This is a genomic window from Achromobacter pestifer (assembly GCF_013267355.1).
GTDB classification, from domain to species: domain Bacteria; phylum Pseudomonadota; class Gammaproteobacteria; order Burkholderiales; family Burkholderiaceae_B; genus Achromobacter; species Achromobacter pestifer_A.
On sequence record NZ_CP053985.1, the window covers coordinates 858,480 to 883,389 of the forward strand.

The following is a 24,910-nucleotide window of genomic DNA, read 5'->3' on the forward strand; positions in this document are numbered from 1 at the left end:
GAAATGCCAGTGTTGCGCATTAGCCTCGTTCATACGGGCAATTCGGTGGTCGACAGGATCTCTTTCAGGACGAAAAAGGTGCGGATCTGGCGTACGCCGGGCAGCTTGATGATCTCCCCGGCATGCAGCTTGTTGAAGCGTTCCAGGTCGCGGATGCGCAGCATCAGGAAATAGTCGAACTCGCCCGCCACCAGGTGGCATTCCAGGCAGCCGCTGATGCCGCGCGCCGCGGCTTCGAAATCCGTGAAGGACTCCGGCGTGGAGCGGTCCAGCACCACGCCCACGATGACGAGGGTGCCCATGTCCACTGCCGCCGGTTCGAGCAGGGCGACGGTCTTGCGGATGATGCCCTCGCTCTTGAGCTTTTCCACCCGGCGCAGGCAGGCGGCCGGACTCAGGTGGACGCGCGCGCTCAATTCCAGGTTGGTGATCTGGGCATCCTGCTGCAGCACGCGCAGGATCTGCCGATCGATGCGGTCCAGGCTGGAAATGGCTGGCATTTAATACGTCCCCAAAAATTAAATTGCGACAAAAGAACTAATCTAGAAATATTAAATAGAAATTCCGATATTTATTTAATTATTTTCCATTTAAACAATAAAAATACGCAATTGACGATAAATCATTGAAATTCCTATGATTTTTCCATCCGCGCCACCCGGCCGGCACAGGAGAACCCATATGGATCTGCAACGATTTCCGCGCCACCGCCTGACCTTCGGCGACACCCCCATCGAAAAGCTCGAGCGCCTGTCCGCGCATCTGGGCGGCAAGGTCGAGATCTACGCCAAGCGCGAAGACTGCAACAGCGGCCTTGCGTTCGGCGGCAACAAGCTGCGCAAGCTGGAATACCTGATCCCGCAGGCGCTGGAACAGGGTTGCGACACGCTGGTCACCATCGGCGGCATCCAGTCCAACCACACCCGCATGGTGGCCGCGGTCGCCGCGAAGCTGGGACTGGCCTGCGTGCTGGTGCAGGAAAACTGGGTGGACTATTCGGACGCGGTCTACGACCGGGTCGGCAACATCATGATGAGCCGCCTGATGGGCGCCGACGTGCGCCTGGTGGACCAGGGGTTCGACATCGGATTCCGACGTAGCTGGGAAGAGGCGCTGGAAGACGTCCGCAAGCGCGGCGGCAAGCCCTACGCGATTCCGGCCGGCGCGTCCGACCACGAGCTTGGCGGCCTGGGCTACGTCGGCTTCGCCGAGGAAGTGCGGCGCCAGGAAGCCGAGCTGGGCTTCAAGTTCGACTACATCGTGGTGTGTGCGGTCACGGGCAGCACGCAGGCCGGCATGGTGGTGGGCTTTGCAGCCGACGGCCGCGCCGACCGCGTCATCGGCATCGACGCCTCGGGCACGCCCGAGCAGACCCGGGCGCAGATCCTGCGCATCGCGCGGCGCACGGCCGACATGGTCGGACTCGAGACCGCCATCGAGGAGCGCGACGTGGTGCTGGACACCCGCTATGCGTACCCGGCCTACGGCCTGCCGTCGGCCGAAACCAACGAGGCCATCCGTGTTTGCGCCCGCCTCGAAGGCATGATGACCGACCCGGTCTACGAAGGGAAATCCATGCAGGGCATGATGGACATCATCCGCCGCGGCGAGATTCCGGCAGGTTCGCGGGTTCTGTATGCGCACCTGGGAGGGGTGCCGGCGATCAACGCCTACAGCTTTCTCTACCGCAACGGATAAGGGCGCCTACGGCGCCTTTGGCTGGCCTTGCGGCGACCTGCGCTGAAAGGCCGGCCAGGCCCAGGGCTTGCCAGTCCTGGCCGCCAGCGCCCATGATGAGCGCAGGAAGCGCAGCCCAGCCGGCGTATCCGCCGGCTGGGCTTTTCGCGTGGGCTGAGCTTTCCCACGCGTCCTCCCGCAAAATTATGTACATAGTTTGTATACAAAACTACGATTTCCAGCTAAGGTGCTGAGCATCAGGAAGTCGTCCGCCCACCCACGCCCGGCCATCGCGCGCCGTTGCACTCTGCCCGCCTGTTCATGACCGCCTACGATTCCACGCTCCCCTACCCCCGCGACCTGGCCGGCTACGGCCGCAATCCGCCGCATGCCCGATGGCCGGGCCAGGCGCGCATCGCGGTGCAGTTCGTGCTGAATTACGAGGAAGGCGGCGAGAACAGCGTGCTGCATGGCGACGCCGGATCCGAACAGTTCCTGTCGGAAATGTTCAACCCCGCCAGCTATCCCGAACGCCATCTGAGCATGGAGAGCGTCTACGAGTACGGCTCGCGAGCCGGCGTATGGCGCATCCTGCGGGAGTTCGAAAAGCGCGGACTGCCGCTGACCGTGTTCGGCGTCGGCATGGCCTTGCAACGCCACCCTGAACTGACCGCCGCCCTCACCGAGCTGGGACACGAGATCGCCTGCCACGGCTGGCGCTGGATCCACTACCAGCACATCGACGAAGCCACCGAACGCGAGCACATGCGCCTGGCCATGGACGCGATCACGCAAATGACCGGCAGCCGTCCGCTGGGCTGGTACACCGGCCGCGACAGTCCGCGCACCCGACGCCTGGTGGCCGACTACGGCGGCTTCGAGTACGACAGCGACTACTACGGCGACGACCTGCCCTTCTGGATGCGCGTGCAGAAAACGGACGGCAGCGTGGTGCCGCAACTGATCGTGCCTTATACGCTGGACTGCAACGACATGCGCTTCGCGCTGCCGCAAGGCTATTCGCACGCCGATCCCTTCTTCCAGTACCTGAAGGACAGCTTCGACGCGCTCTACGCCGAGGGCGATGAAGCGCCCAAGATGATGAGCATCGGCATGCACTGCCGCCTGCTGGGTCGGCCCGGCCGCATCGCCGCGCTGCAGCGCTTCCTGGACCACATCGCCCGCCATGACCGCGTCTGGGTCTGCCGGCGCCTGGACATCGCGCGCCACTGGAAGGCGGCGCATCCCCATACCCCCAACGCCTGAACAGGACGGCCATGGCCCACACCCTAGCCCAACTCAATGCGGCGGCGCCCGCGGACGCCGCCGCCATGCTCGACGGCCTGTACGGGCAAGCGCCCTGGATCGCCGAGCGCGCGCTTGGCCACCGGCCGTTCCGTTCGCTGGCCGATCTGGCGCAGCGCCTGCGCCGCGCCGTGAACGACGCGGATGCCGAAGCCCGGACGGCGCTGCTGCGCGCCCATCCCGAACTGGGGGCCGCGCAGGGCACGCGTCTGAATGCGGATTCGGCTCGCGAGCAAGAGCTGGCTGGCCTGGCCGGCTGCACGCCCGGCGAACTGGCGCGTCTGCAGGAGTTGAATGCCGCCTACAAGACCCGGTTCGGTTTTCCCTTCGTCCTTGCCGTGCGTGGCGCTCGCGGCGCCGGCATGACGCGCCCGCAAGTGATCGACGAATTCACCCGTCGCCTGGACAACCCGCCGGACCTGGAATTCGAAGAGGCCCAGCAGCAGCAGCACCGCATCGCCGAAATCCGCTTGAGCGAACGTTTCGACTCCGAGCCCGCCATCGGCAACGACATCTGGGACTGGGGTGAGCAACTGGCCGTCCATAGCGACCCGGGCTATGCCGAAAAAGGCCAGTTGACCGTCACCTACCTGACCGACGCCCACCGCGCCTGCGCCGGACTGCTGACGCAGTGGATGCGCGATTGCGGCTTCGACGAGGTCGGGATCGACGCCGTGGGCAACGTGGTCGGCCGGTACCTGGCCGCCAACCCCGACGCCCCCACCCTCATGACTGGCAGCCATTACGACACGGTGCGCAACGCCGGCAAGTACGACGGCCGGCTGGGCATCTTCGTACCGATGGCCTGCGTGCGCGAACTCCACCGCCAGGGCAGGCGCCTGCCCTACCACCTGGAAGTCATCGGCTTCGCGGAAGAGGAAGGCCAACGCTACCGCGCCACCTTCCTGGGCTCGGGCGCGTTGATCGGCGACTTCAAGCCGCAGTGGCTGGACCAGCAGGACGCCGACGGCGTCAGCATGCGCGATGCGATGGCGCATGCGGGCCTGCGCAGCGAGGACATCCCCAAGCTCAAGCGCGACCCCGCCCGCTATCTGGGCTTTGTCGAAGTCCATATCGAACAAGGTCCGGTGCTGTACGAAATGGGGCTGCCGCTGGCCGTGGTCACGTCCATCAACGGCTGCGTGCGCTACCAGGTGCGGATCAACGGCCTGGCCTGCCATGCCGGCACCACGCCCATGAACCGCCGCCGCGACGCCGCCACCGCCACCGCCGAGCTGGCCCTGTACGTGGAACAGCGCGCCGCCCGCGACGGCGACTCGGTAGGCACCATGGGCATGCTGGAAGTCCCCGGCGGCTCGATCAACGTGGTGCCGGGAGAATGCCGCTTCAGCCTGGACCTGCGCGCGCCCAGCGACGCGCAGCGCGATGCGCTGGCGCGCGACGTGCTGGCCGAACTGGAAGCCATCTGCCAGCGCCGCGGCCTGCGCTACATGCTGGAAGAAACCATGCGCGCCGCCGCCGCCCCCAGCGCCCCCGCCTGGCAGCAGCGCTGGGAACGCGCCGTGGACGCGCTGGGACTGCCTGTCCACCGCATGCCCAGCGGCGCAGGCCACGATGCCATGAAGCTGCACGAGGTCATGCCCCAGGCCATGCTGTTCGTGCGCGGCCAGAACTCCGGCATCAGCCACAACCCGCGCGAATCCACCTCCAGCGACGACATCCAGCTTGCCGTGCTGGCGCTGCTGAGCCTGCTCGACGACCTTGCCCACGACACCCAATAGAGACCATGACCGACTACGCCCGACTCGACGCCTGGGTTGACGCCCACTTTGACGAAGAAGTCCGCTTCCTGCAGGAGCTGGTGCGCGTGCCGACCGACACGCCCCCCGGCAACAATGCGCCGCACGCCGAACGCACGGCCGAATTGCTGCAAGGCTTCGGCCTGGACGCCGAGGCTCATCCGGTGCCGGCGCAGGACGTGCGGGACTACGGCCTGCAATCGATCACCAACCTGATCGTGCGCCGCGAGTACGGCGCCGGCGGCCTGCGCGTGGCGCTCAATGCCCACGGCGACGTGGTGCCGCCGGGCGAAGGCTGGGCACATGACCCGTATGGCGGCGAAATCGACAACGGCAGCCTCTACGGCCGCGCCGCCGCCGTCAGCAAGAGCGATTTCGCCAGCTTCACGTTCGCCTTGCGCGCGCTGGAAGCCGTCGCCCGCCCCCGCCGCGGCGCGGTCGAATTGCACTTCACCTACGACGAGGAATTCGGCGGCCTGCTCGGCCCCGGCTGGCTGCTGTCGCAAGGGCTGACCAAGCCCGACCTGCTGATCGCCGCCGGTTTCAGCTACGAGGTCGTCACCGCGCACAACGGCTGCCTGCAGATGGAAGTGACCGTACACGGCAAGATGGCCCATGCCGCCATCCCCAGCAGCGGCGTGGACGCGCTGCAAGGCGCCGTCGCGATCCTGAACACACTGTACGCGCAGAACGCGCGGTATCGGGAGATCCGCTCCGAGGTGCCGGGCATCAGCCACCCCTACCTGAACGTCGGCCGCATCGAAGGCGGCACCAATACCAACGTGGTGCCGGGCAAGGTGGCGTTCAAGCTGGACAGGCGCATGATTCCCGAAGAAAACGCGGCCGAGGTCGAAGCCGACATCCGCTGCATCATCCAGGAAACCGCCGACTCCGTGCCCGGCATCAGCGTGGACATCAAGCGCCTGCTGCTGGCCAATTCCATGCGCCCGCTGCCGGGCAGCCAGCCGCTGGTGCAGGCCATACAGAAACATGGAGAGGAATTGTTCGGCGAGCCCATCCCCGCCATGGGCACGCCGCTCTATACCGACGTGCGCCTGTACGCCGAAGCGGGCATCCCTGGCGTGATCTACGGCGCCGGACCGCGCACCGTGCTGGAATCGCACGCCAAGCGCAACGATGAACGGGTGGTGCTGGAAGACCTGCGGCGCGCCACCAAGGTCATCGCCCGCACGCTGGCCGACCTGCTGGACGCCGCCTGAAGCGGCCGCCCGGCAGGACCGGCCGGGCGCCTCACGCCAGTTTCATCACCCGGCGCCAGAACAGGATCGCCACCGCCACGAAGACGGCCAGCCCCAGGAACGAGGCCGTGTGCTCGAAGCCTGCGCCGGCGATCGCCAGTGGCGCTTCGGTGCCGGCCGCGCCGATGATGCCGGCCATCAGCACGCCGACCAGGCTTTCGCCCACGATCAGGCCGGAAGCGATCAGCACGCCGCGGCGGTTGGCCGCCTCGGCAAACTGTTCGTAGGGCTTGCCGGCGGCGGCCGCGCGGCGGCGCAAGGCACGTTCCAGCAGCCATGCCAGGACGGCGCCGACCACGATGGGCGAGGCGACCGTGGGCGGCAGATAAATGCCTATGCCCACCGCCAGCACCGGGATGCGGGCCACGCGGCAGGTGCGCTTCATGATCTCGTCCACCACGATCAGGCCCACGCCGACCGCCATGCCGATCAGGATCATGGTCCAGTTGAGCTGGTGCGTGAAGATGCCGCGCGCGATCGCCAGCATCAGCGTCGCCTGCGGCGCCGACAGCGCCTGCGCCGGGTCCATGCCCTCGCGCGGCATGGCGTCGGCAAAACCGTAGGCGTTGTAGAGCAGCTCCAGCACCGGCGAAATCACCGCCGCGCCGGCCACGCAGCCGATCAGCAGCGCCACCTGCTGACGCCAGGGGGTTGCGCCCACCAGCCAGCCAGTCTTCAGGTCCTGCAGGTTGTCGTTGGAAATGGAGGCCACCGCCACCACCGCCGAGGTGCTGAAGATGGACAGCGCGATCGCCATCTGCACGCCGTTCTGCGCGCCCAGCAATTCACCGCCCAGCGCCAGCATCAGCAGCGACACCAGCACGATGGCCACGATGCCCACGCCCGAGATCGGGCTGGTCGACGACCCCACCAGGCCGGCCATGTAGCCGCAGGCCGCGGCCACCAGGAAGCCGAACACGAAGGCGAACAGCACGGCGTAGGCCACCAGCTTCCAGATCGCGGCGGGCGACAGCGGCGCACCCGACAGGAACACCTGGAAGGTCACCACCAGCACCGCCACCAGCACCAGCGTCACGGCCGAGATCCAGCCGGCCGACAAGTCGCGCTCGGTGCGCGGCGCGCGTCCGGCGCGGGCCGCGCCCGCCTTGGTCAGGGCCGAGAACGAGGCCTTGACGCCGCGCGCCATCGGCATGAACAGCGTGGCCAGCGTCCAGATGGCGCCCACGCCGATCACGCCGGCGCCGATGAAGCGCACCTGCGACGCCCACAGGCCGGTGGCGTACTTTGCCAGCGACATGCCCGCAGGCATGTCCCCCATGGCGGTCAGGATGGGCACGGCGATGCCCCAGGAAATGATCAGTCCGGTCAGCATGGCCAGGCCGGCGACGATGCCGATCAGGTAGCCCGCGCCCAGCAGCGCCAGCGAGAAGCCCATGGGCAGCCGGAACACCGCCCCGCCCAGTTCGAACCAGCGGCTGAAACTGTCGCCCAGCACGCGCAGTCCGCTGGCCGCGAAGCTGACCGCGGCGGCGACCAGGCCGCCCGCCACGATGTCGCCCATGCCGGTCTCGGCCTTGGCCGGCGCGCGTCCGTCCTCAGCAGCCTCGTCCTGGGCGCGCTCGGCGCTGCCCACCCGCAGGATTTCAGCGGCGGCCACGCCTTCCGGATACGGCAGGTCGCTCTGCACCACCATCACGTGGCGCAGCGGAATGGTGAACATCACGCCGAGCATGCCGCCCGCCGCGCAGATGCCCAGCGTCTGCCAGAACGGGAAGCCCTGCCAGTGCCCCATCATGACCAGGGCCGGCAGGATGAAGATGATGGACGACAGCGTCCCGGCCGCGGAAGCCTGGGTCTGCACCATATTGTTTTCGAGGATGTTCGCGTCCTTGAACAGGCGCAGGACGGACATCGAGATCACCGCCGCCGGAATGGCGGATGAGAACGTCAGGCCTACCTTCAGTCCGAGAAAGACGTTGGAGGCCGTGAAGATGACGGTGATGATTGCGCCCAGGAGGATGCCGCGGAACGTAAGTTCGGGCAAGGTGACCTCTGCCGGGACGCTGATGGGTTGGGTCATTGCAGTATTTCCTATCATGCCAGCCGCGAATTCTAGCGCCTTCGCGTCCACCCAGCGGCCACACCCCTGGGGCGGTCGCTGGGCGCATCCTCGGCAGAAGCTGCCGCCGGTCGCAAAACCTGCAACAGATTATGCTGAATTTTCGGGAATTCCCCCAAAATTTTGATTACCCATGCCAGGGGCTAGGGTCTAGCATGGACGTCACAACAGGAGACGACCAGACCATGCGCGACGCCAGTTCCGCCCGCCCCGGGCACGATATCCAGCACGACGCCGACCCCGCCGAAACCGCCGAATGGCGCGACGCGCTGGAATCGCTGGTAGAGGCGGAAGGTTCTGAGCGGGCGGGCTATGTGCTGGACAACCTGCTGGGCCATGCCGCGTCGCTGGGCCTGCGCGCCAACAGCCAGACCCGCACCGCCTACCTCAACACCATCCCCGCCGACCAGGAGCCGCCCTTCCCCGGCAACCTGGCGGTCGAGGAACGCATCGCCCGCATCAACCGCTGGAACGCGCTGGCCATGGTGGTGCGCGCCAACCAGGCACACGGCGAACTGGGCGGCCACATCGCCAGCTACGCCTCGGCCGCCGACCTGTTCGAGGTGGGCTTCAACCACTTCTTCCGTGCGCAGAGCCAGGACGGGCCAGGCGACCTGGTCTACATGCAGCCGCACTCGGCGCCCGGCGTCTATGCCCGCGCCTACCTGGAAGGTTTCCTCGGCGAAGAGGACCTGGCGCATTTCCGCCAGGAGATCACGGCCAGCGCGCGCGGCCTGCGCGGCTTGTCGTCGTACCCGCATCCGTGGCTGATGCCGGACTTCTGGCAGTTCCCCACGGGCTCGATGGGCATCGGCCCCATCAACGCCATCTACCAGGCGCGCTTCATGCGCTACCTCGAGCACCGTTCGCTCATGCCCGGCGGCGACCGCAAGGTCTGGGGCATCTTCGGCGACGGCGAAATGGACGAACCCGAATCGATCGCCGCGCTGACCTTGGCCGCGCGCGAAAAACTCGACAACCTGGTGTTCGTGGTCAACTGCAACCTGCAGCGGCTGGACGGCCCGGTGCGCGGCAACGGCCGCATCATCGACGAACTCGAAACGCTGTACGCGGGCGCCGGCTGGAATGTCATCAAGCTGGTCTGGGGCAGCGACTGGGATGCGCTCCTGCGGCGCGACACCAATGGCGCGCTGGCGCGCGCGTTCGCCAATACCGTGGACGGACAGTTCCAGACCTTCGCGGCCAATGACGGCGCCTTCAACCGCGCCCACTTCTTCAACCAGAATCCCGAGCTGGCCGCCCTGGTGGCCGACTGGAGCGACGAGGCCATCGACCGGCTGCACCGCGGCGGCCATGACATGGTGAAGATCCATGCCGCCTACCACCGCGCGGCCAACCATCGCGGCCAACCCACCGTGATCCTGGCGCAGACCAAGAAGGGTTTCGGCATGGGCTCGGCCGGCCAGGGCAAGATGACCACGCACCAGCAGAAGAAGCTCGACGACGAAGCGCTGCTGGCCTTCCGCGACCGCTTCGCGCTGCCCATCTCGGACGCCGACTGCCTGGCGCTGAAGTTCTACCGTCCGGCCGAGGACAGCGCCGAGCTGCGCCACCTGCAGGCGCGCCGCGCTGCGCTGGGCGGCCATATTCCCCGCCGCAACACCGAAGCGCCGCGCCTGGCGCCGCCGGACGCGGAACACTGGGCGCGCTTCGCGCTGGCCGCCGATGGCAAGGAGATGTCCTCCACCATGGCCATCGTGCGCATGCTGACCGCACTGCTCAAGGACGCCACGGTGGGTCCGCGCATCGTGCCCATCGTGGCGGACGAGGCGCGCACCTTCGGCATGGCCAACCTGTTCCGCCAGATCGGCATCTATTCCGCGCAAGGCCAGCTCTACGAGCCCGAGGACATCGGTTCGGTGCTGTACTACCGCGAGGCCCGCGACGGCCAGATCCTGGAAGAAGGCATCACCGAGGCCGGCGCGATTTCCTCGTGGACGGCCGCCGGCACCAGCTACTCGGTCAATGGCCTGCCGATGCTGCCCTTCTATATCTATTACTCGATGTTCGGCTTCCAGCGCATCGGCGACCTGATCTGGGCCGCCGCCGACCAGCGCACGCGCGGCTTTCTCGTCGGCGCGACCTCCGGCCGCACCACCCTGGGCGGCGAAGGGCTGCAGCACCAGGACGGCTCCAGCCACATCATGGCCGCGGCCGTGCCGAACTGCCGCGCCTATGACCCGGCCTACGCGTTCGAGGTCGCCGTCATCGTCGAGCACGGCATGCGCCGCATGCTGGACGAACAGCGCGACGAGTTCTATTACCTGACCGTCACCAACGAGAACCTGGCGCAGCCGGACATGCCGGCCGGCGCGGACGTGCGCGAGGGCATCCTGCGCGGCATGTACCGCCTGCGGCCCGCCCGCGGGCAGGCCCAGGTGCGCCTGCTGGGCGCCGGCCCGATGCTGCGCGAGTCCGAGCTGGCGGCAGAACGGCTGCAGGCCGACTACGGCGTGGACGCCGAAGTCTGGAGCGTCACCAGCTACTCCGAGCTGGCCCGCGCCGGCCGCGAGGCCGAACGCGCGCGCGTGCTGGGGCTGGATGCCGGCGTCGACTGGGTCCGGACCTGCCTGGGCGCAAGCGGCGCTCCGGTAGTCGCCGCCAGCGACTACGTGCGCGCCGTGCCCGAGCAGATCCGCGCCTGGGTGCCCGCCCCCTACCGCACGCTGGGCACCGACGGCTTCGGCCGCAGCGACACCCGCGCCCAGTTGCGCGACTTCTTCGAAGTCAGCGCGGACTGGATCGTGCTGCACGCGCTGGACAGCCTGGACCGCCAGGAAGACGCCAAGGCGCTGCGCGCCCGCTTGAACGCTGGCGCCCGCCAGACACCGCCTTGGGATTTGTAGGATTGCAATCCGCCATGCGGCGCGGGTTTGAGCTAAATCGTCCATTCGCTGCACCGCAACAACCAAGCACCCGCGCTTTCTGTTGAAATACGGGTGTTCCCAAGCATTTCCAAGAAAATACGGCGGGCCGCGAGCCCGCTTTTTGCAATCCGATTTCCTTTCCATTTAGCGCCCTCAAGGCCGGTATCCCATGGACGAAACTCTCACCAAAATGGCGTTGGACTACCACGCCTACCCCACGCCCGGCAAAATCTCGGTCACCCCGACCAAGACGCTGGCCAACCAGGACGACCTGTCCCTGGCCTACTCCCCCGGCGTGGCGGCCGCCTGCATGGCCATCTTCGAGCAGGGCGATGACGCCGCCTCGAAGTACACCTCGCGCGGCAACCTGGTGGGCGTGATCACCAACGGCACCGCCGTGCTGGGCCTGGGCAACATCGGCCCGCTGGCCGCCAAGCCCGTGATGGAAGGCAAGGGCTGCCTGTTCAAGAAGTTCGCCGGCATCGACGTGTTCGACATCGAACTGGCCGAGAACGACCCGGACAAGCTGGTCGACATCATCGCGGCGCTGGAGCCCACGCTGGGCGGCGTCAACCTTGAAGACATCAAGGCGCCCGAGTGCTTCTACATCGAGAAGAAGCTGCGCGAGCGCATGAAGATCCCCGTCTTCCACGACGACCAGCACGGCACCGCCATCATTTCGTCGGCCGCCATCCTGAACGGCCTGAAGGTCGTGGGCAAGGACATCGGCAAGGTCAAGCTGGCCTGCTCCGGCGCCGGCGCCGCCGCCATCGCCTGCCTGGACCTGCTGGTCCACCTGGGCGTCAAGCGCGAGCACATCTACGTGGTGGACTCGCGCGGCGTGATCTGGGACGGCCGCGATGAAAACATGGAAGCCAACAAGAAGCGCTACGCGCAGAAGACCGACGCGCGCACGCTGGCCGACGTGGTCAACGGCGCCGACGTGTTCCTGGGCTGCTCGACCGCCGGCGTGCTGACCGCCGACATGGTCAAGACCATGGCCGCCAGCCCGCTGATCCTGGCGCTGGCCAATCCGGAACCGGAAATCCGTCCTGAAGTGGCCAAGGCTGCCCGCCCGGACTGCATCATCGCCACCGGCCGTTCGGACTACCCGAACCAGGTCAACAACGTGCTGTGCTTCCCGTTCATCTTCCGCGGCGCCATGGACGCCGGCGCCTCGCGCATCACGGAAGAGATGAAGCTGGCTTGCGTCAAGGCCATCGCCGAACTGGCGCAGGCCGAACAGAACGACGAAGTGGCCCGCGCCTACGCTGGCCAGGAACTGTCGTTCGGTCCGGACTACATCATTCCCAAGCCCTTCGACCCGCGCCTGATCGTCCAGATCGCGCCGGCCGTGGCCCAGGCCGCCGCCGACTCCGGCGTGGCCGCCCGCCCCATCGAGGACATCGAAGCCTACCGCCAGAAGCTGATGGGCTTCGTGTACCACTCTGGCCAGCTGATGCGTCCGCTGTTCGCCCAGGCCAAGAAGGCGCCCAAGCGCGTCATCTACGCCGACGGCGAAGACGAGCGCGTGCTGCGCGCGGTGCAGACCGTGGCCGATGAAAAGCTGGCATTCCCGATCCTGATCGGCCGCCCGGCGGTCATCGAAATGCGCATCAACAAGTTCGGCCTGCGCCTGGTCGCCGGCCGGGACTTCGAGATCGTGGATCCGGAAGACGACAGCCGCTTCAACGAAACCTGGAACGCGTACTACCAGTTGAAGGGCCGCGAAGGCGTGACGCCGGCCATCGCCAAGGCGATGATCCGCAAGCACAACACGCTGATCGGCGCGATGCTGCTGCGTCGCGGCGACGCCGACGCCCTGCTCTGCGGCGTGGCCAGCAAGTACGACAACCAGCTCAAGTACATCGACGAAATCATCGGCAAGAAGGAAGGCCAGACCTACGCCGCCCTGAACGTGCTGATGCTGCCCGACCAGACGCTGTTCGTCACCGACACCCACGTCAACGAGAACCCGACGGCCGAGGAAGTCGCCAGCATCACCATCCAGGCCGCGGACGAAATGCTGCGCTTTGGCGTGGTGCCGAAGATCGCCCTGCTGTCGCACTCCAACTTCGGCAGCCGCGTGACGGAATCGTCGCGCAAGATGGCCGCCGCGCGCCAGATGGTGCAGGACCGCGCTCCCGACCTGGAAGTCGACGGCGAAATGCATGCCGACGCCGCCCTGTCGGAAAAGATCCGCGTCCTGGCCTACCCGGACAGCACGCTCAAGGGCCGCGCCAACCTGCTCGTCATGCCCACGCTGGACACCGGCAACATCACGTACAACATGCTGAAGATGACCGGCAGCAATGGCGTCGCGATGGGTCCGATCCTGCTGGGCGCGGCTCGCCCCGTGCACATCCTGACCACCAGCGCCACCGTGCGCCGCATCGTCAACATGACGGCGCTGGCCGTGGTGGACGCGCAGCAGGAAGCCGCCGAGGCCGCCAAGAAGCGCCGTTGATGCTCTGACGGACGGTAAGACGAGGGCGCCCCGCGGGGCGCCCTTTTTCGTTGCAGCTTATCAAGCCGCGGCGATAGCCCGGCTACCTGCCCTGATGGTAAAAACCAGGTTTGACCTTGTTTCTGGAGTCAACATGCTTGCCGACGCTTTGTATGCCTGGTTTCACTACCTGGCCATTTTCCTGCTCGTGGTGGTCCTGACCGCCGAAGCCGTGCTGCTGCGGCCCGACCTCACGGCCGCCGGCCTCAAGCGCCTGGTCATCTATGACCGCCTCTATGCGCTGAGCGCCGTGGTGGTGCTCATCACTGGCGTGCTGCGCCTGACGTTGGGCGTCAAGGGCGCCGCGTTCTACATGAGCAATCCCTGGTTCCACGCGAAGATCACGCTCTTCGTCGTCATCGGCCTCTGTTCGATCCCGCCCACGATGACCTTCCTGCGCTGGGCCAAACAGTCGCGCCAGCAGCCGGGCTTCTTGCCCGCCGCGGCCGACATCAAGCGGGCCCGCCGCTGGGTCATGATCGAATCGCACCTGTTCATCTTCCTGCCGCTGTTCGCCGTGCTGATGGCGCGCGGCATCGGCGCATAAGGCTCGCGGCACAGGTCCGCGCGCGGCTCACGGGCAGGACGCGCGGCTCGCCTGGGGCTGCTCGTCGCCAACGGTGATGGTGGCGAAGTGAAAAACGCCCACCGTATCGTTCTTGACCACGCCGACGACCTCGCCGGCCAGCGTCTGCATCACCGACATGCCCTCGGGCACGTCGGCCTGGCCATCGCGCCGGGCGACCTGGCCGTCCCAGGGACTCAGCACCAGCACGCCGGGATACGGCTCGCGCTCATCGCCGCGGCCGCGCCGCGCCGACTTGACCTGGGTGCCTGCGGCATAGCTCACGCCGCCGAACTGCGTTGCGCAGGCCAGTTCCGCATCGCTGACCCGCAACAGGCGCCGCGCCTCGTCCAGGTATAGCCTGGGTTCGCTCAAGGGCAACCCGAATATGCGGACCGCCACCGGATTCTTCACCTCGATGCGCCAGCGGTCCGGATCGCGCGAACCATCGGTGTAGACCGTGCCGCCGGACCCGTAGACGATGGAGCCGGGCGCGAGGTCCAGCGTCTCGGCCCGGTTACCCGGGCCCAGCACGCACTTGTCGAGCGCCGTCATGGCGCCGTCGCGCGCCACCTCGAATTCGATGTCCTGCGTGGCGTCGCACTGCCAGCCCAGCACCGTCTGGCTACCCGCGCCGCGCACGATGACGTTGCGCGGGTAGCGGCCTCGCAAGGCATAGGTTTCGCTGTCGTAGTCGGTGTTGAGATAACGCCGCGCGCTCGACGCCAGTACGCCGTACATGGCCACCGGCTGCGGAAACTCCGCTTCAAGATAGGTTTCCAGCAGCCCTTCGTCCTGCAGCTTCAGGCGCGTCCCGGCGGGCATGGCGACGCCTCCCACCGTCGTGGCTGCCTGCAACGTGACATTGCGGGCAGCCTCGGCGCGATCGCTTTCCCGCTCCACTTGCCAGACCACCGCCTGAACCCAGGCATAGAAAGCAAACGGAACGGCCAGCACCACCAGCAACAATGATGAGGTCTTCCAGTACTTGCGCACGGTGCGGCGCGCACCCGCGCTGGCGACCATGACCACGGCCCAGCCGAGCAGCACCAGGCCCGCAAGAAAGCCAAGGGAAACGAAGAGGTAGAAGCCGGCGGAAGGCAGCGCTATTGGAATCATGGCCAGGATGATAAACGCCAAAACGCCCCGCCGCCGCGGCTCCCCGCGCGGGCAACAAAAAACCGCCGGAAGGCGGTTTCTTGTTCAAGCCAGGCTGCGTATCAACGCTTGTCCATCGGCGGCACGTCGCGCGTGACCGAACCGGTGAACAGCTGGCGCGGACGGCCGATCTTGTAATCGGGATCCGACAGCATTTCGTTCCACTGGGCGATCCAGCCCACCGTGCGGGCCAGCGCGAAGATGGCCGTGAACAGCGAGGTCGGGATGCCGATGGCGCGTTGGACGATACCCGAGTAGAAGTCCACGTTCGGGTACAGCTTGCGCTGGACGAAGTACGGATCCGACAGGGCGATGCGTTCCAGTTCCATGGCCAGCTTGAACAGCGGGTCGTTTTCCAGGCCCAGGGCCGAGAGCACTTCCTTGCAGGTTTCCTGCATCAGCTTGGCGCGCGGGTCGTAGTTCTTGTAGACGCGGTGGCCAAAGCCCATCAGGCGCACGCCCGAGTTCTTGTCCTTGACCTTCTCCATGAACTCGCCGACCTTGGCGATGCCGCCGTTGGCTTGCAGTTCTTCCAGCATCTGCAGGCAAGCTTCGTTGGCGCCGCCGTGAGCCGGGCCCCACAGGCAGGCCACGCCAGCCGAGATGGCGGCGAACGGGTTGGTGCCCGACGAGCCGCACAGGCGGACGGTCGAGGTCGACGCGTTCTGCTCGTGGTCGGCGTGCAGGATGAAGATGCGGTCCAGCGCGCGCTCGACGACTTCGTTGACCTTGTAGTCTTCGCACGGCGTGGCGAACATCATGCGCAGGAAGTTGCCCGTGTAGGACAGGTCGTTCTGCGGGTAGATGAAGGGCTGGCCTTGCGAGTACTTATAGGCCATCGCGACCAGCGTCGGCATCTTGGCGATCAGGCGGATGGCCGAGATGTGGCGATGCTGCGGGTTCGTGATGTCGGTGGAGTCGTGGTAGAACGCCGACAACGCGCCGACCAGGCCGGTCAGCACGGCCATCGGGTGCGCGTCGCGGCGGAAACCGCGCAGGAAGAAGTGCAGCTGCTCGTTCACCATCGTGTGATGGGTCACTTGCGAATCGAAGTCGGCCTTCTGGTCCTTGTTGGGCAGTTCGCCGTTCAGGATCAGGTAGCAGATGTCCATGAAGTCGCAATTGACGGCCAATTGCTCGATGGGGAAGCCGCGGTACAGCAGTTCGCCCTTGTCGCCGTCGATGTACGTGATGGCCGATTCGCAGGCCGCGGTGGACATGAAGCCGGGGTCAAACGTGAACATGCCCGTCTGGCCGTACAGCTTGCGGATGTCGATCACATCCGGACCAACCGTACCCTTGTAAACAGGGAACTCAATGGGGGCGCTGCCATCCGAGAAGGATAGAGTGGCTTTTTTGTCAGACAGGTTCATGTTCATTCCTCTCAATTAATCAGAGCGCGCGCATCTGGCCAATGATGCTCCGAAGCCTGGGCGTGTCCAGCGCGCCCTCAAGCTCTTTGCGGGCCAGCAGCAGATCGAGAAGGTCGTTGTCTCCCATCTCGAAGAGCTGCGTCAATGCGGCCACGTCATCATCGGTAAGCTCAGCCTCGTGGGCATCCAGATACCGGGTGATGATCAAGTCGTTTTCGAGCAAGCCGCGGCGCGCCCGCCAACGCAAACGCGCCCGCTCCAATTCAGTTAGCTTGCTCATCCTTCTTTACACCTAAAAATGCTGGTTTAAAACTAGACCGTACGGCGAACCATCAGTTCCTTGATCTTGCCGATCGCCTTGGTCGGGTTCAGTCCCTTGGGACAGACGTCGACGCAATTCATGATGGTGTGGCAACGGAACAGGCGGTACGGATCTTCCAGGTTGTCCAGACGGCTGCCCGTGGCTTCGTCACGGCTGTCGGCGATGAAGCGGTAGGCTTGCAGCAGGCCGGCCGGGCCGACGAACTTGTCCGGATTCCACCAGAAGGACGGGCAGGAAGTGGAACAGCACGCGCACAGAATGCACTCGTACAGGCCATCCAGTTCTTCGCGCGCCTCGGGCGACTGCAGGCGTTCCTTTTCGGGCGGCGGCGTGTCGTTGATGAGGTACGGGCGAATCGAGTGGTACTGGTTGAAGAAGTGCGTCATGTCCACGATCAGGTCGCGGATGACGGGCAAGCCCGGCAGCGGACGCAGAACGATGGGTTCCTTCAGTTCGCGCAGGTTGGTCGTGCACGCCAGGCCGTTCTTGCCGTTGATGTTCATGGCGTCCGAACCGCACACGCCTTCACGGCACGAGCGGCGCAGGGCCAGGCTGTCATCGACGTCGTTCTTGATGCGCACCAGCGCATCGAGCAGCATCTTGTCGGTCGGCTGGAGTTCGACTTCCAGCTTCTGCATGTACGGGCGCTCGTCCTTGTCCGGATCGTAGCGGTAGATTTCGAACTTGACGATTCTCTTGTTGCTCATAGTGGGCTCAATCCGGACTTAGAAGGTACGCGCCTTGGGCGGGAAGGACTCGACCGTCAGCGGCTTCATCTGCACGGGCTTGTAATCCAGGCGGCTGCCTTCGGAGTACCACAGCGTGTGCTTCAGCCAGTTTTCGTCGTCGCGCGTCGGGTGGTCGTCCAGCGCGTGGGCGCCGCGGCTTTCGTTGCGGGCGGCGGCCGACTTGATGGTGGCGCGGGCCACTTCCGTCATGTTCGCCATTTCCAGCGCCTCGACGCGCGCGGTGTTGAACACCTTGGACTTGTCCTTGAAGTAGATGTGGTCGGCCTGCTTGGCCAGATCTTCGATCTGGGTCACGCCTTCGTTCAGCAGCTCCAGCGTGCGGAACACGCCGCAGTGGCGCTGCATCGAGAAGCGGATGGCGTTGCCGATGTCCTGGGTCTTCTCGCCCGAGGTGCGCGATTCCAGCTTGTTGACGCGGTCCAACGAGAATTCGACGGCTTGCTGCGGCACGGGCTGGTGCGCGTGCTGGCGTTCCGGATGCGAATTGACGATGTGGTTGCCGGTGGCGCGGCCGAACACGATCAGGTCCAGCAGCGAGTTGGTGCCCAGGCGGTTGGCGCCGTGCACCGACACCGCGGCGCATTCGCCGATGGCGTACAGGCCGTTGATGACCTTGTTTTCGCCGTTTACGCGCGACAGCACCTGGCCGTGGTAGTTGGCCGGAATGCCGCCCATCTGGTAGTGGATGGTCGGAACGACGGGGATCGGTTCCTTGATCGGATCGACGTTGCCGAACTTGATGGCGATTTCGCGGATCGAGGGCAGGCGCTTGTTGATGACGTCGGCGCCCAGGTGGTCCAGCTTGAGAACCACGTAGCTGCCGTCCGGACCGCAGCCGCGGCCTTCCTTGATTTCCTGGTCCATCGAGCGGGACACGAAGTCGCGCGGGGCCAGGTCCTTCAGCGTGGGCGCATAGCGCTCCATGAAGCGTTCGCCATCCTTGTTCAGCAGGATGCCGCCTTCGCCGCGCACGCCTTCGGTGATCAGCACGCCGGCGCCGGCCACGCCGGTCGGGTGGAATTGCCAGAATTCCATGTCCTGCAGCGGGATGCCCGCGCGGGCGGCCATGCCCAGGCCGTCACCGGTGTTGATGAAGGCGTTGGTGGAAGCGGCCCAGATGCGGCCGGCGCCGCCGGTGGCCAGCACCGTGGTCTTGGCTTCCAGGATGTAGATTTCGCCCGTTTCCATTTCCAGGGCGGTCACGCCCACGACGTCGCCCGCTTCGTTGCGCAGCAGGTCCAGCGCCATCCATTCGACGAAGAACTGGGTGCGCGCGGCGACGTTGCGCTGGTAGAGGGTGTGCAGCAGCGCGTGGCCGGTGCGGTCGGCAGCGGCACAGGCGCGCTGGACCGGCTTTTCACCGAAGTTGGCGGTGTGGCCGCCGAACGGACGCTGGTAGATGGTGCCGTCGGGGTTGCGGTCGAACGGCATGCCGAAGTGCTCGAGCTCGTACACGGCGTTCGGCGCTTCGCGGCACATGAATTCGATGGCGTCCTGGTCGCCCAGCCAGTCCGAACCCTTGACGGTGTCGTACATGTGCCAGTACCAGTTGTCTTCGCTCATGTTGCCCAGCGAGGCGCTCACGCCGCCCTGTGCGGCAACGGTGTGCGAACGCGTGGGGAACACCTTGGACAGCACTGCAACGGACAGGCCCGCTTGGGCCAGTTGCAGCGAACAACGCATGCCGGCTCCGCCGGCGCCAACGACCACCACATCAAACTGGCGGCGCGGCAGGGATTTCATGACAGAGACCACGGCTTAAATGCTCCAGAGGATTTGCGCGAAGTAAACGACCGAACCGACCAGCCAGAGGATCGTCAGCACTTGCAGCAGCAGGCGCACGCCCACCGACTTGACGTAGTCCATCCAGATGTCGCGCACACCAATCCAGGCATGCCAGGCCAGCGCAATGAATGCAAGGGTGGCCAGGATCTGGCCAACCGGAAGAACGCCCACGTAGAAGTTGAACAGCGCGGTCCAGTGTTCGTACGTGAAGGCCGGCATCATCAGGATGCCGATGAGCAGCACCAGCGTGTACACGGCCATGATGACGGCGGTGATGCGCTGGATGATGAAATCCATGACGCCGTAATGGGCGCCCACGACCAGACGCTTGGGTCCGTAGTTCTTGACGTCGGCCATTACAGCACTCCGAACAGTTTGAGGGCGAACACCAGGGTCAGGGCCAGGCTCACCCCGAAAACCACGCCAGCGCTCTTCTTGGCCGACAGCTTGTCGATGCCGATGTGCAGATCCAGCAGCAGGTAGCGGATGCCGGCACAGAAGTGGTGCAGATAGCCCCAGATCAGGACCAGGAACACAAGTTTGACGATCGGGTTGCCGGCGTACGCAGCCACGGCGGCGAACGTCTGCGGCGCGGCCACGCTGGCCGCGAACAGCGGCAGAATGACCAAGGGAAGACAGAGGAACAGCAGCGCGCCGCTGACGCGGTGCAGAATGGACAGCTTGCCGGCCAGGGGCAGGCGGTAGCTGGCGAGTTGCGCAATACCAATATTGCGAAACTGCGGACGTGGCTTGGCAGCGGTGTCGGACATGACGGCCTCGGTGTTTCGGAACTAGGGAATCGTTACGGCGGGAATGCCGTCGCCCTTGCGGGCAAACACGGTATTTTCGCCCAGAGATAGGGTTGGTATCAAATCGTAGGTAAAAAGCTCATCAATTCAGACTATTGCGGTAGTGGTATCGATCGGTCAAGTACAACCCCCGGCGAATTTCCATGGGGCGGTCACCATACGTATAAGACACCCTATCCACCTGCAACAACGGCGTCCCGGCGGGAACATTAAGCAGCGGACAGACCTCGGCCGGCGCGATCACCGCGCGCAGCTTTTCGTCCGCGCGCACCATGCTCACGCCGAATTCGGATTCGAACAGACCATAGAGCGGCGCCTTGTTGGCGCTCAGCAATTCCAGGGTCAGTCCACGGAAGATGGAACCAGGCAGCCAGATGTCGTCCACGACGGTGGGCGTCTGCCCCATGGACAGCAGGCGGCGGATCATGACGACGGTTTCGCCGGCCCGCAGGTCCAGGGCGCGCGCGATCTCGGCGGGCGCCCGCAGGCGACGGCATTCCAGAATGCGGCTTTCGGCCCGGCCGGCCTCGCCTTCTTCATCGGCGGCCAGGCGCAGGAAGCGGTAGCGCACGCGCGCTTCGTGATGGGTGGCGACAAACGTGCCCTTGCCCTGGCGGCGCAGCAGCATGTGCTCGGCGGCCAGCTCGTCGACCGCCTTGCGCACCGTGCCCTGGCTCACCTGGAAACGGGCGGCCAGATCGATTTCGCTGGGGATGAGCTCGCCGGGCTTCCATTCGCCGCGTTCCAGGCTCTGGACAAGCAGATCCTTGATTTGCCGGTAGAGCGGACTGAAAGCGGCCCCCTCGCCCGCCGTGCGGGCGGCGCGAATGCGTAAGGAGGTTTCGGGCCGGGGCTCTGCCATGGATCTTTTTGATTGAGTCATGTTTATCCGGGGAAATGGGAGGGCGGCGCAAGGCAGCGAACCCATCCGCAATGCGCTGCTGCCGCCAATGTTCTGGCTTGATACAGGCGCGCAACCAAAACCGGGTTGCGGCGCATTCGAATAAACGCTCTATTGTGGCATACCGGCCGGGGCACTGTCCAACGTCTTATGTCTTATATAAGATAGAAGAGCAATTGACGGACACGTAAATTCGATCTAGGATTCAACGCTGCCCGGCCCCTGCGCCTGCCACTATGTGCGCCGCTACGCACGCCGCCGCGCACGCGTTGATTTTCACGCCCAACGATTACACTGATTGGTGAGATTTTTTCTCGCCAAACCATTACGGAGAACGTCCATGTCCAAGCCTGCCTTGCGTGTCGCCGTCACCGGCGCCGCCGGCCAAATCGGTTACGCACTGCTATTCCGCATCGCCTCGGGCGAAATGCTGGGTAAAGATCAACCCGTCATCCTGCAACTGCTGGAAATTCCCGACGAGAAAGCGCAAAAGGCCCTGAAGGGCGTCATCATGGAATTGGATGACTGCGCCTTCCCGCTGCTGCAAGAAGTCACCGCCCACAGCGACCCGCGCACCGCCTTCAAGGACGCCGACGTGGCCCTGCTGGTTGGCGCCCGCCCGCGCGGCCCCGGCATGGAACGCAAGGACCTGCTGTCGGTCAACGCCCAGATCTTCACGGCTCAGGGCAAGGCCCTGAACGACGTCGCCAGCCGCAACGTCAAGGTTCTGGTCGTGGGCAACCCGGCCAACACCAACGCCTACATCGCCATGAAGTCGGCGCCGGACCTGCCCGCCAAGAACTTCACCGCCATGCTGCGCCTGGACCACAACCGTGCCCTGTCGCAACTGTCCGCCAAGTCGGGCAAGCCGGTCGCGGCGATTGAAAAGCTGGTCGTGTGGGGCAACCACTCGCCCACGATGTACCCCGACTTCCGCTTCGCCACCGTCGGCGGCGAATCGCTGTCCAAGCTGATCAACGACGACGCCTGGAACCGCGACACGTTCATCCCCACCGTGGGCAAGCGCGGCGCCGCCATTATCGAAGCCCGCGGCCTGTCCTCGGCCGCTTCGGCCGCCAACGCCGCCATCGACCACGTCCGTGACTGGGTCCTGGGCAGCAACGGCAAGTGGGTCACGATGGGCATCCCGTCGGACGGCTCCTACGGCATCCCCGAAGGCATCATCTACGGCGTGCCGGTCACGACCGAAAACGGCGAATACAAGCGCATCGAAGGCCTGGAAATCGACGCCTTCTCGCGCGAGCGCCTGGACTTCACGCTGAAAGAGCTCCTCGAAGAGCGCGACGGCGTCAAGGACCTGCTGAAGTAAGCAGCGCATGTGTAAAGAATTGGGCCCGTTTGCGCGGGCCCAATTCCTAGGCAAGACCGCAACATAAACCTGTCTCTTTGCCCCTGCACAAGGGATTGTCGCGAAGGGGACAGATTTATGTTTCGGGCCCGCAGTAAGGTCATGCACCAGGACGGGGCATCTCCCGCCCTGGCCTGCAGGCCACAAGCCCGCAGTCCAGTCGTTCCATCCGGGGCATTCTGAAAACACCCGGTCCAAATACGGAGACCACCCATGTCCAGACCCGAATCCGCCGGCGCCCTCTTCCGCCGCGCGCTTGCCGAAGAAAGCCCCCTGCAGATCATCGGCGCCATCAACGCCAACCACGCGCTGCTGGCCAAGCGCGCCGGCTACCGCGCCATCTACCTGTCCGGCGGCGGCGTCGCGGCCGGTTCGCTGGGTTTGCCCGACCTCGGCATCAACACCATGGACGACGTCCTGACCGACGTGCGCCGCATCACCGACGTCTGCGACGTGCCGCTGGTCGTGGACATCGACACCGGCTTCGGCCCGTCGGCGTTCAACATCGCCCGCAGCGTCAAGAGCCTGATCAAGTTCGGCGCCGCCGCCTGCCACATTGAAGACCAGGTCGGGGCCAAGCGCTGCGGCCACCGCCCGGGCAAGGAAATCGTCTCGACCGAGGAAATGGCCGACCGCGTCAAGGCCGCGGCCGATGCCCGCACCGACAGCGATTTCTACCTGATCGCCCGCACCGACGCGATCGCCTCGCACGGCGTGGACGCCGCCATCGAGCGCGCGCTGGCCTGCGTGGAAGCGGGCGCCGACGCGATCTTCGCCGAAGCCGCCTACGACCTGCCCACCTATGACCGCTTCGTCAAGGCGGTCAAGGTGCCGGTGCTGGCCAACATCACCGAATTCGGCAAGACGCCGCTGTTCTCGGTGGAAGAACTGAAGAGCGTGGGCGTGGGCATGGTGCTCTACCCGCTGTCGGCCTTCCGCGCCATGAACAAGGCCGCCGAAGCGGTCTACACCGCCATCCGCCGCGACGGCCACCAGAAGAACGTGGTGGACCTGATGCAGACGCGCGAGGAGCTGTACGACCGCATCGGCTACCACGAGTTCGAATCCAAGCTGGACGCGCTTTTCCAGAAGGGCAAAGCGTAAGCAAGTCCTCGGTTTCCGGCGCCGCGGCAGCCGCCCGGCGCCTTGCATGCCCACCCCCATAGCAACACCATCCCGAAAGGAAGGAGTAGAGACATGAGTACGGCTCCCAAGAAGCAAGAGGCCAAAACGGATGCCAAGCCGGAAGAAAAAGCCGGCTTCAAGCCCAAGAAGTCGGTAGCGCTGTCCGGCGTCGTCGCCGGCAACACCGCGCTGTGCACGGTCGGCCGCAGCGGCAACGACCTGCACTACCGCGGCTACGACATCCTGGACATCGCTCACACCAGCGAATTCGAGGAAATCGCCCACTTGCTCGTCCACGGCAAGCTGCCGAACAAGGCCGAACTGAAGGCCTACAAGGAAAAGCTGCGCAGCCTGCGCGGCCTGCCCGCCCAGCTGCAAGCCGCGCTGGAAGCCCTGCCCGCCGCCAGCCATCCCATGGACGTGATGCGCACCGCCGTGTCGGTGCTGGGCTGCGTGCTGCCTGAAAAGGACGACCACAACACCCCGGGCGCGCGCGACATCGCCGACCGCCTGATGGCCAATCTGGGCTCGGCGCTGCTGTACTGGTACCACTACAGCCACAACGGCCGCATCATCGACGTGCAGACCGACGACGACAGCATCGGCGGCCACTTCCTGCACCTGCTGCACGGCGAAAAGCCCAGCGACGAGTGGGTCAAGGCCATGCACATCTCGCTGAACCTGTACGCCGAACACGAGTTCAACGCGTCCACGTTCACGGCCCGCGTCATCGCCGGCACCGGCTCGGACATGTTCTCCGCCATCTCGGGCGCCATCGGCGCGCTGCGCGGCCCCAAGCATGGCGGCGCCAACGAAGTGGCCTTCGACGTGCAGAAGCGCTATGAAACGCCGGAAGAGGCCGAAGCCGACATCCGCCGCCGCGTCGAAGCCAAGGAAGTTATCATCGGCTTTGGCCACCCCGTCTACACCGTGTCCGACCCGCGCAACAAGGTCATCAAGGAAGTGGCCAAGAAGCTGTCCAAGAAGGCCGGCAGCACCAAGATGTTCGACATCGCCGAACGCTTGGAAACGGTCATGTGGGACATCAAGAAGATGTTCCCCAACCTGGACTGGTTCTCGGCCGTCAGCTATCACATGATGGGAGTCCCCACCGCCATGTTCACGCCGCTGTTCGTCATCGCGCGCACGGCGGGCTGGTCGGCCCACGTCATCGAACAGCGCATCGACAACAAGATCATCCGCCCCACCGCCAACTACGTGGGCCCGGAAGACCAGAAGTTCGTGCCGCTGGACAAGCGCAAGTAAGACCCGGGACACG

General features: G+C 65.5%; 20 protein-coding genes. 10 read left to right on the plus strand and 10 right to left on the minus strand.

What is annotated here, in order from left to right:
- Positions 1-29: 29 nt before the first annotated feature.
- A complete protein-coding gene (locus FOC84_RS04375; protein WP_173143348.1) occupies positions 30-500 on the minus strand; it encodes an Lrp/AsnC family transcriptional regulator in 471 nt (156 codons plus the stop codon).
- A 181-nt stretch (positions 501-681) separates the two neighbouring features.
- Between FOC84_RS04375 and FOC84_RS04380 the strand changes: the two genes are divergently transcribed.
- From FOC84_RS04380 to FOC84_RS04395, 4 genes are all read left to right on the plus strand, one after another.
- On the plus strand, positions 682-1,698 hold the full coding sequence (locus FOC84_RS04380; RefSeq protein ID WP_173143349.1) for a 1-aminocyclopropane-1-carboxylate deaminase: 1,017 nt from the start codon (positions 682-684) through the stop codon (positions 1,696-1,698).
- A gap of 300 nt (positions 1,699-1,998) precedes the next feature.
- Positions 1,999-2,943, plus strand: coding sequence for an allantoinase PuuE (gene puuE, locus FOC84_RS04385; protein WP_173143350.1), 945 nt, complete (start codon positions 1,999-2,001; stop codon positions 2,941-2,943).
- 11 nt (positions 2,944-2,954) lie between these two features.
- Entirely contained in the window at positions 2,955-4,724 is a 1,770-nt protein-coding gene (gene uraD / locus FOC84_RS04390; RefSeq protein WP_173143351.1) for a 2-oxo-4-hydroxy-4-carboxy-5-ureidoimidazoline decarboxylase, read from the plus strand.
- A 5-nt stretch (positions 4,725-4,729) separates the two neighbouring features.
- On the plus strand, positions 4,730-5,962 hold the full coding sequence (locus tag FOC84_RS04395) for a M20 family metallopeptidase (protein WP_173143352.1): 1,233 nt from the start codon (positions 4,730-4,732) through the stop codon (positions 5,960-5,962).
- Positions 5,963-5,993: 31 nt separating this feature from the next.
- Here the strand turns inward: FOC84_RS04395 and FOC84_RS04400 are convergent, their stop codons facing one another.
- Positions 5,994-8,042, minus strand: a complete 2,049-nt coding sequence (locus tag FOC84_RS04400; protein WP_173143353.1) for an OPT family oligopeptide transporter — start codon at positions 8,040-8,042, stop codon at positions 5,994-5,996.
- Between the two features lie 224 nt (positions 8,043-8,266).
- Here FOC84_RS04400 and mdeB point away from each other — a divergent pair, with 224 nt between their 5' ends.
- The 3 genes from mdeB (at position 8,267) to FOC84_RS04415 (ending at position 14,022) form a co-directional block, all read left to right on the plus strand.
- Positions 8,267-10,948: an alpha-ketoglutarate dehydrogenase gene (gene mdeB / locus FOC84_RS04405; RefSeq protein ID WP_173149950.1), complete on the plus strand. Its 2,682-nt coding sequence runs from the start codon at positions 8,267-8,269 to the stop codon at positions 10,946-10,948.
- A 190-nt stretch (positions 10,949-11,138) separates the two neighbouring features.
- Positions 11,139-13,436, plus strand: coding sequence for an NADP-dependent malic enzyme (locus tag FOC84_RS04410; RefSeq protein WP_173143354.1), 2,298 nt, complete (start codon positions 11,139-11,141; stop codon positions 13,434-13,436).
- Between the two features lie 133 nt (positions 13,437-13,569).
- The gene (locus FOC84_RS04415; RefSeq protein ID WP_173143355.1) at positions 13,570-14,022 is read left to right on the plus strand and encodes a DUF2214 family protein; all 453 of its coding nucleotides are present in this window, start codon (positions 13,570-13,572) and stop codon (positions 14,020-14,022) included.
- Between the two features lie 27 nt (positions 14,023-14,049).
- On the opposite strand, the gene FOC84_RS04420 is transcribed toward FOC84_RS04415, so the two are convergent.
- The 8 genes from FOC84_RS04420 to FOC84_RS04455 form a co-directional block, all read right to left on the minus strand.
- A complete protein-coding gene (locus FOC84_RS04420; protein ID WP_254241907.1) occupies positions 14,050-15,180 on the minus strand; it encodes a hypothetical protein in 1,131 nt (376 codons plus the stop codon).
- A gap of 80 nt (positions 15,181-15,260) precedes the next feature.
- Positions 15,261-16,571, minus strand: a complete 1,311-nt coding sequence (locus FOC84_RS04425) for a citrate synthase (RefSeq protein ID WP_173143356.1) — start codon at positions 16,569-16,571, stop codon at positions 15,261-15,263.
- Between the two features lie 19 nt (positions 16,572-16,590).
- The gene (locus FOC84_RS04430; RefSeq protein WP_013392311.1) at positions 16,591-16,851 is read right to left on the minus strand and encodes a succinate dehydrogenase assembly factor 2; all 261 of its coding nucleotides are present in this window, start codon (positions 16,849-16,851) and stop codon (positions 16,591-16,593) included.
- A 32-nt stretch (positions 16,852-16,883) separates the two neighbouring features.
- Positions 16,884-17,600 carry a succinate dehydrogenase iron-sulfur subunit gene (locus FOC84_RS04435; protein WP_013392310.1) on the minus strand — a complete coding sequence of 239 codons (717 nt, stop codon included), beginning with the start codon at positions 17,598-17,600 and terminating at the stop codon, positions 16,884-16,886.
- Positions 17,601-17,618: 18 nt separating this feature from the next.
- Positions 17,619-19,385, minus strand: a complete 1,767-nt coding sequence (gene sdhA / locus FOC84_RS04440; RefSeq protein WP_438800862.1) for a succinate dehydrogenase flavoprotein subunit — start codon at positions 19,383-19,385, stop codon at positions 17,619-17,621.
- Positions 19,386-19,400: 15 nt separating this feature from the next.
- On the minus strand, positions 19,401-19,784 hold the full coding sequence (gene sdhD / locus FOC84_RS04445; RefSeq protein ID WP_013392308.1) for a succinate dehydrogenase, hydrophobic membrane anchor protein: 384 nt from the start codon (positions 19,782-19,784) through the stop codon (positions 19,401-19,403).
- The gene (gene sdhC / locus FOC84_RS04450) at positions 19,784-20,197 is read right to left on the minus strand and encodes a succinate dehydrogenase, cytochrome b556 subunit (RefSeq protein WP_013392307.1); all 414 of its coding nucleotides are present in this window, start codon (positions 20,195-20,197) and stop codon (positions 19,784-19,786) included. Before sdhC ends, sdhD begins: the two co-directional genes overlap by 1 nt.
- A 121-nt stretch (positions 20,198-20,318) precedes the next feature.
- Complete coding sequence (locus FOC84_RS04455) at positions 20,319-21,098, minus strand: GntR family transcriptional regulator (protein WP_088139106.1); 780 nt, start codon at positions 21,096-21,098, stop codon at positions 20,319-20,321.
- Positions 21,099-21,477: 379 nt separating this feature from the next.
- On the opposite strand from FOC84_RS04455, the gene FOC84_RS04460 reads away from it, so the two are divergent.
- The 3 genes from FOC84_RS04460 (at position 21,478) to prpC (ending at position 24,897) form a co-directional block, all read left to right on the plus strand.
- Entirely contained in the window at positions 21,478-22,467 is a 990-nt protein-coding gene (locus tag FOC84_RS04460; RefSeq protein WP_173143358.1) for a malate dehydrogenase, read from the plus strand.
- A gap of 252 nt (positions 22,468-22,719) precedes the next feature.
- On the plus strand, positions 22,720-23,610 hold the full coding sequence (gene prpB / locus FOC84_RS04465; protein WP_173143359.1) for a methylisocitrate lyase: 891 nt from the start codon (positions 22,720-22,722) through the stop codon (positions 23,608-23,610).
- A 93-nt stretch (positions 23,611-23,703) separates the two neighbouring features.
- Positions 23,704-24,897 carry a bifunctional 2-methylcitrate synthase/citrate synthase gene (gene prpC / locus FOC84_RS04470; protein WP_173143360.1) on the plus strand — a complete coding sequence of 398 codons (1,194 nt, stop codon included), beginning with the start codon at positions 23,704-23,706 and terminating at the stop codon, positions 24,895-24,897.
- Positions 24,898-24,910 lie beyond the last annotated feature (13 nt).

Excerpts from the sequence above, each read along its gene's own strand:
- FOC84_RS04455 (WP_088139106.1), bottom strand. The coding sequence starts at position 21,098 with ATGGCAGAGCCCCGGCCCGAAACCTCCTTACGCATTCGCGCCGCCCGC.
- FOC84_RS04375 (WP_173143348.1), bottom strand. The coding sequence starts at position 500 with ATGCCAGCCATTTCCAGCCTGGACCGCATCGATCGGCAGATCCTGCGC.
- sdhD (WP_013392308.1), bottom strand. The coding sequence starts at position 19,784 with ATGGCCGACGTCAAGAACTACGGACCCAAGCGTCTGGTCGTGGGCGCC.
- FOC84_RS04380 (WP_173143349.1), top strand. The coding sequence starts at position 682 with ATGGATCTGCAACGATTTCCGCGCCACCGCCTGACCTTCGGCGACACC.
- mdeB (WP_173149950.1), top strand. The coding sequence starts at position 8,267 with ATGCGCGACGCCAGTTCCGCCCGCCCCGGGCACGATATCCAGCACGAC.
- FOC84_RS04410 (WP_173143354.1), top strand. The coding sequence starts at position 11,139 with ATGGACGAAACTCTCACCAAAATGGCGTTGGACTACCACGCCTACCCC.
- puuE (WP_173143350.1), top strand. The coding sequence starts at position 1,999 with ATGACCGCCTACGATTCCACGCTCCCCTACCCCCGCGACCTGGCCGGC.
- sdhA (WP_438800862.1), bottom strand. The coding sequence starts at position 19,385 with ATGAAATCCCTGCCGCGCCGCCAGTTTGATGTGGTGGTCGTTGGCGCC.
- FOC84_RS04430 (WP_013392311.1), bottom strand. The coding sequence starts at position 16,851 with ATGAGCAAGCTAACTGAATTGGAGCGGGCGCGTTTGCGTTGGCGGGCG.
- prpC (WP_173143360.1), top strand. The coding sequence starts at position 23,704 with ATGAGTACGGCTCCCAAGAAGCAAGAGGCCAAAACGGATGCCAAGCCG.
- sdhC (WP_013392307.1), bottom strand. The coding sequence starts at position 20,197 with ATGTCCGACACCGCTGCCAAGCCACGTCCGCAGTTTCGCAATATTGGT.
- FOC84_RS04460 (WP_173143358.1), top strand. The coding sequence starts at position 21,478 with ATGTCCAAGCCTGCCTTGCGTGTCGCCGTCACCGGCGCCGCCGGCCAA.
- FOC84_RS04400 (WP_173143353.1), bottom strand. The coding sequence starts at position 8,042 with ATGACCCAACCCATCAGCGTCCCGGCAGAGGTCACCTTGCCCGAACTT.
- FOC84_RS04425 (WP_173143356.1), bottom strand. The coding sequence starts at position 16,571 with ATGAACCTGTCTGACAAAAAAGCCACTCTATCCTTCTCGGATGGCAGC.
- FOC84_RS04395 (WP_173143352.1), top strand. The coding sequence starts at position 4,730 with ATGACCGACTACGCCCGACTCGACGCCTGGGTTGACGCCCACTTTGAC.
- uraD (WP_173143351.1), top strand. The coding sequence starts at position 2,955 with ATGGCCCACACCCTAGCCCAACTCAATGCGGCGGCGCCCGCGGACGCC.
- prpB (WP_173143359.1), top strand. The coding sequence starts at position 22,720 with ATGTCCAGACCCGAATCCGCCGGCGCCCTCTTCCGCCGCGCGCTTGCC.
- FOC84_RS04435 (WP_013392310.1), bottom strand. The coding sequence starts at position 17,600 with ATGAGCAACAAGAGAATCGTCAAGTTCGAAATCTACCGCTACGATCCG.
- FOC84_RS04415 (WP_173143355.1), top strand. The coding sequence starts at position 13,570 with ATGCTTGCCGACGCTTTGTATGCCTGGTTTCACTACCTGGCCATTTTC.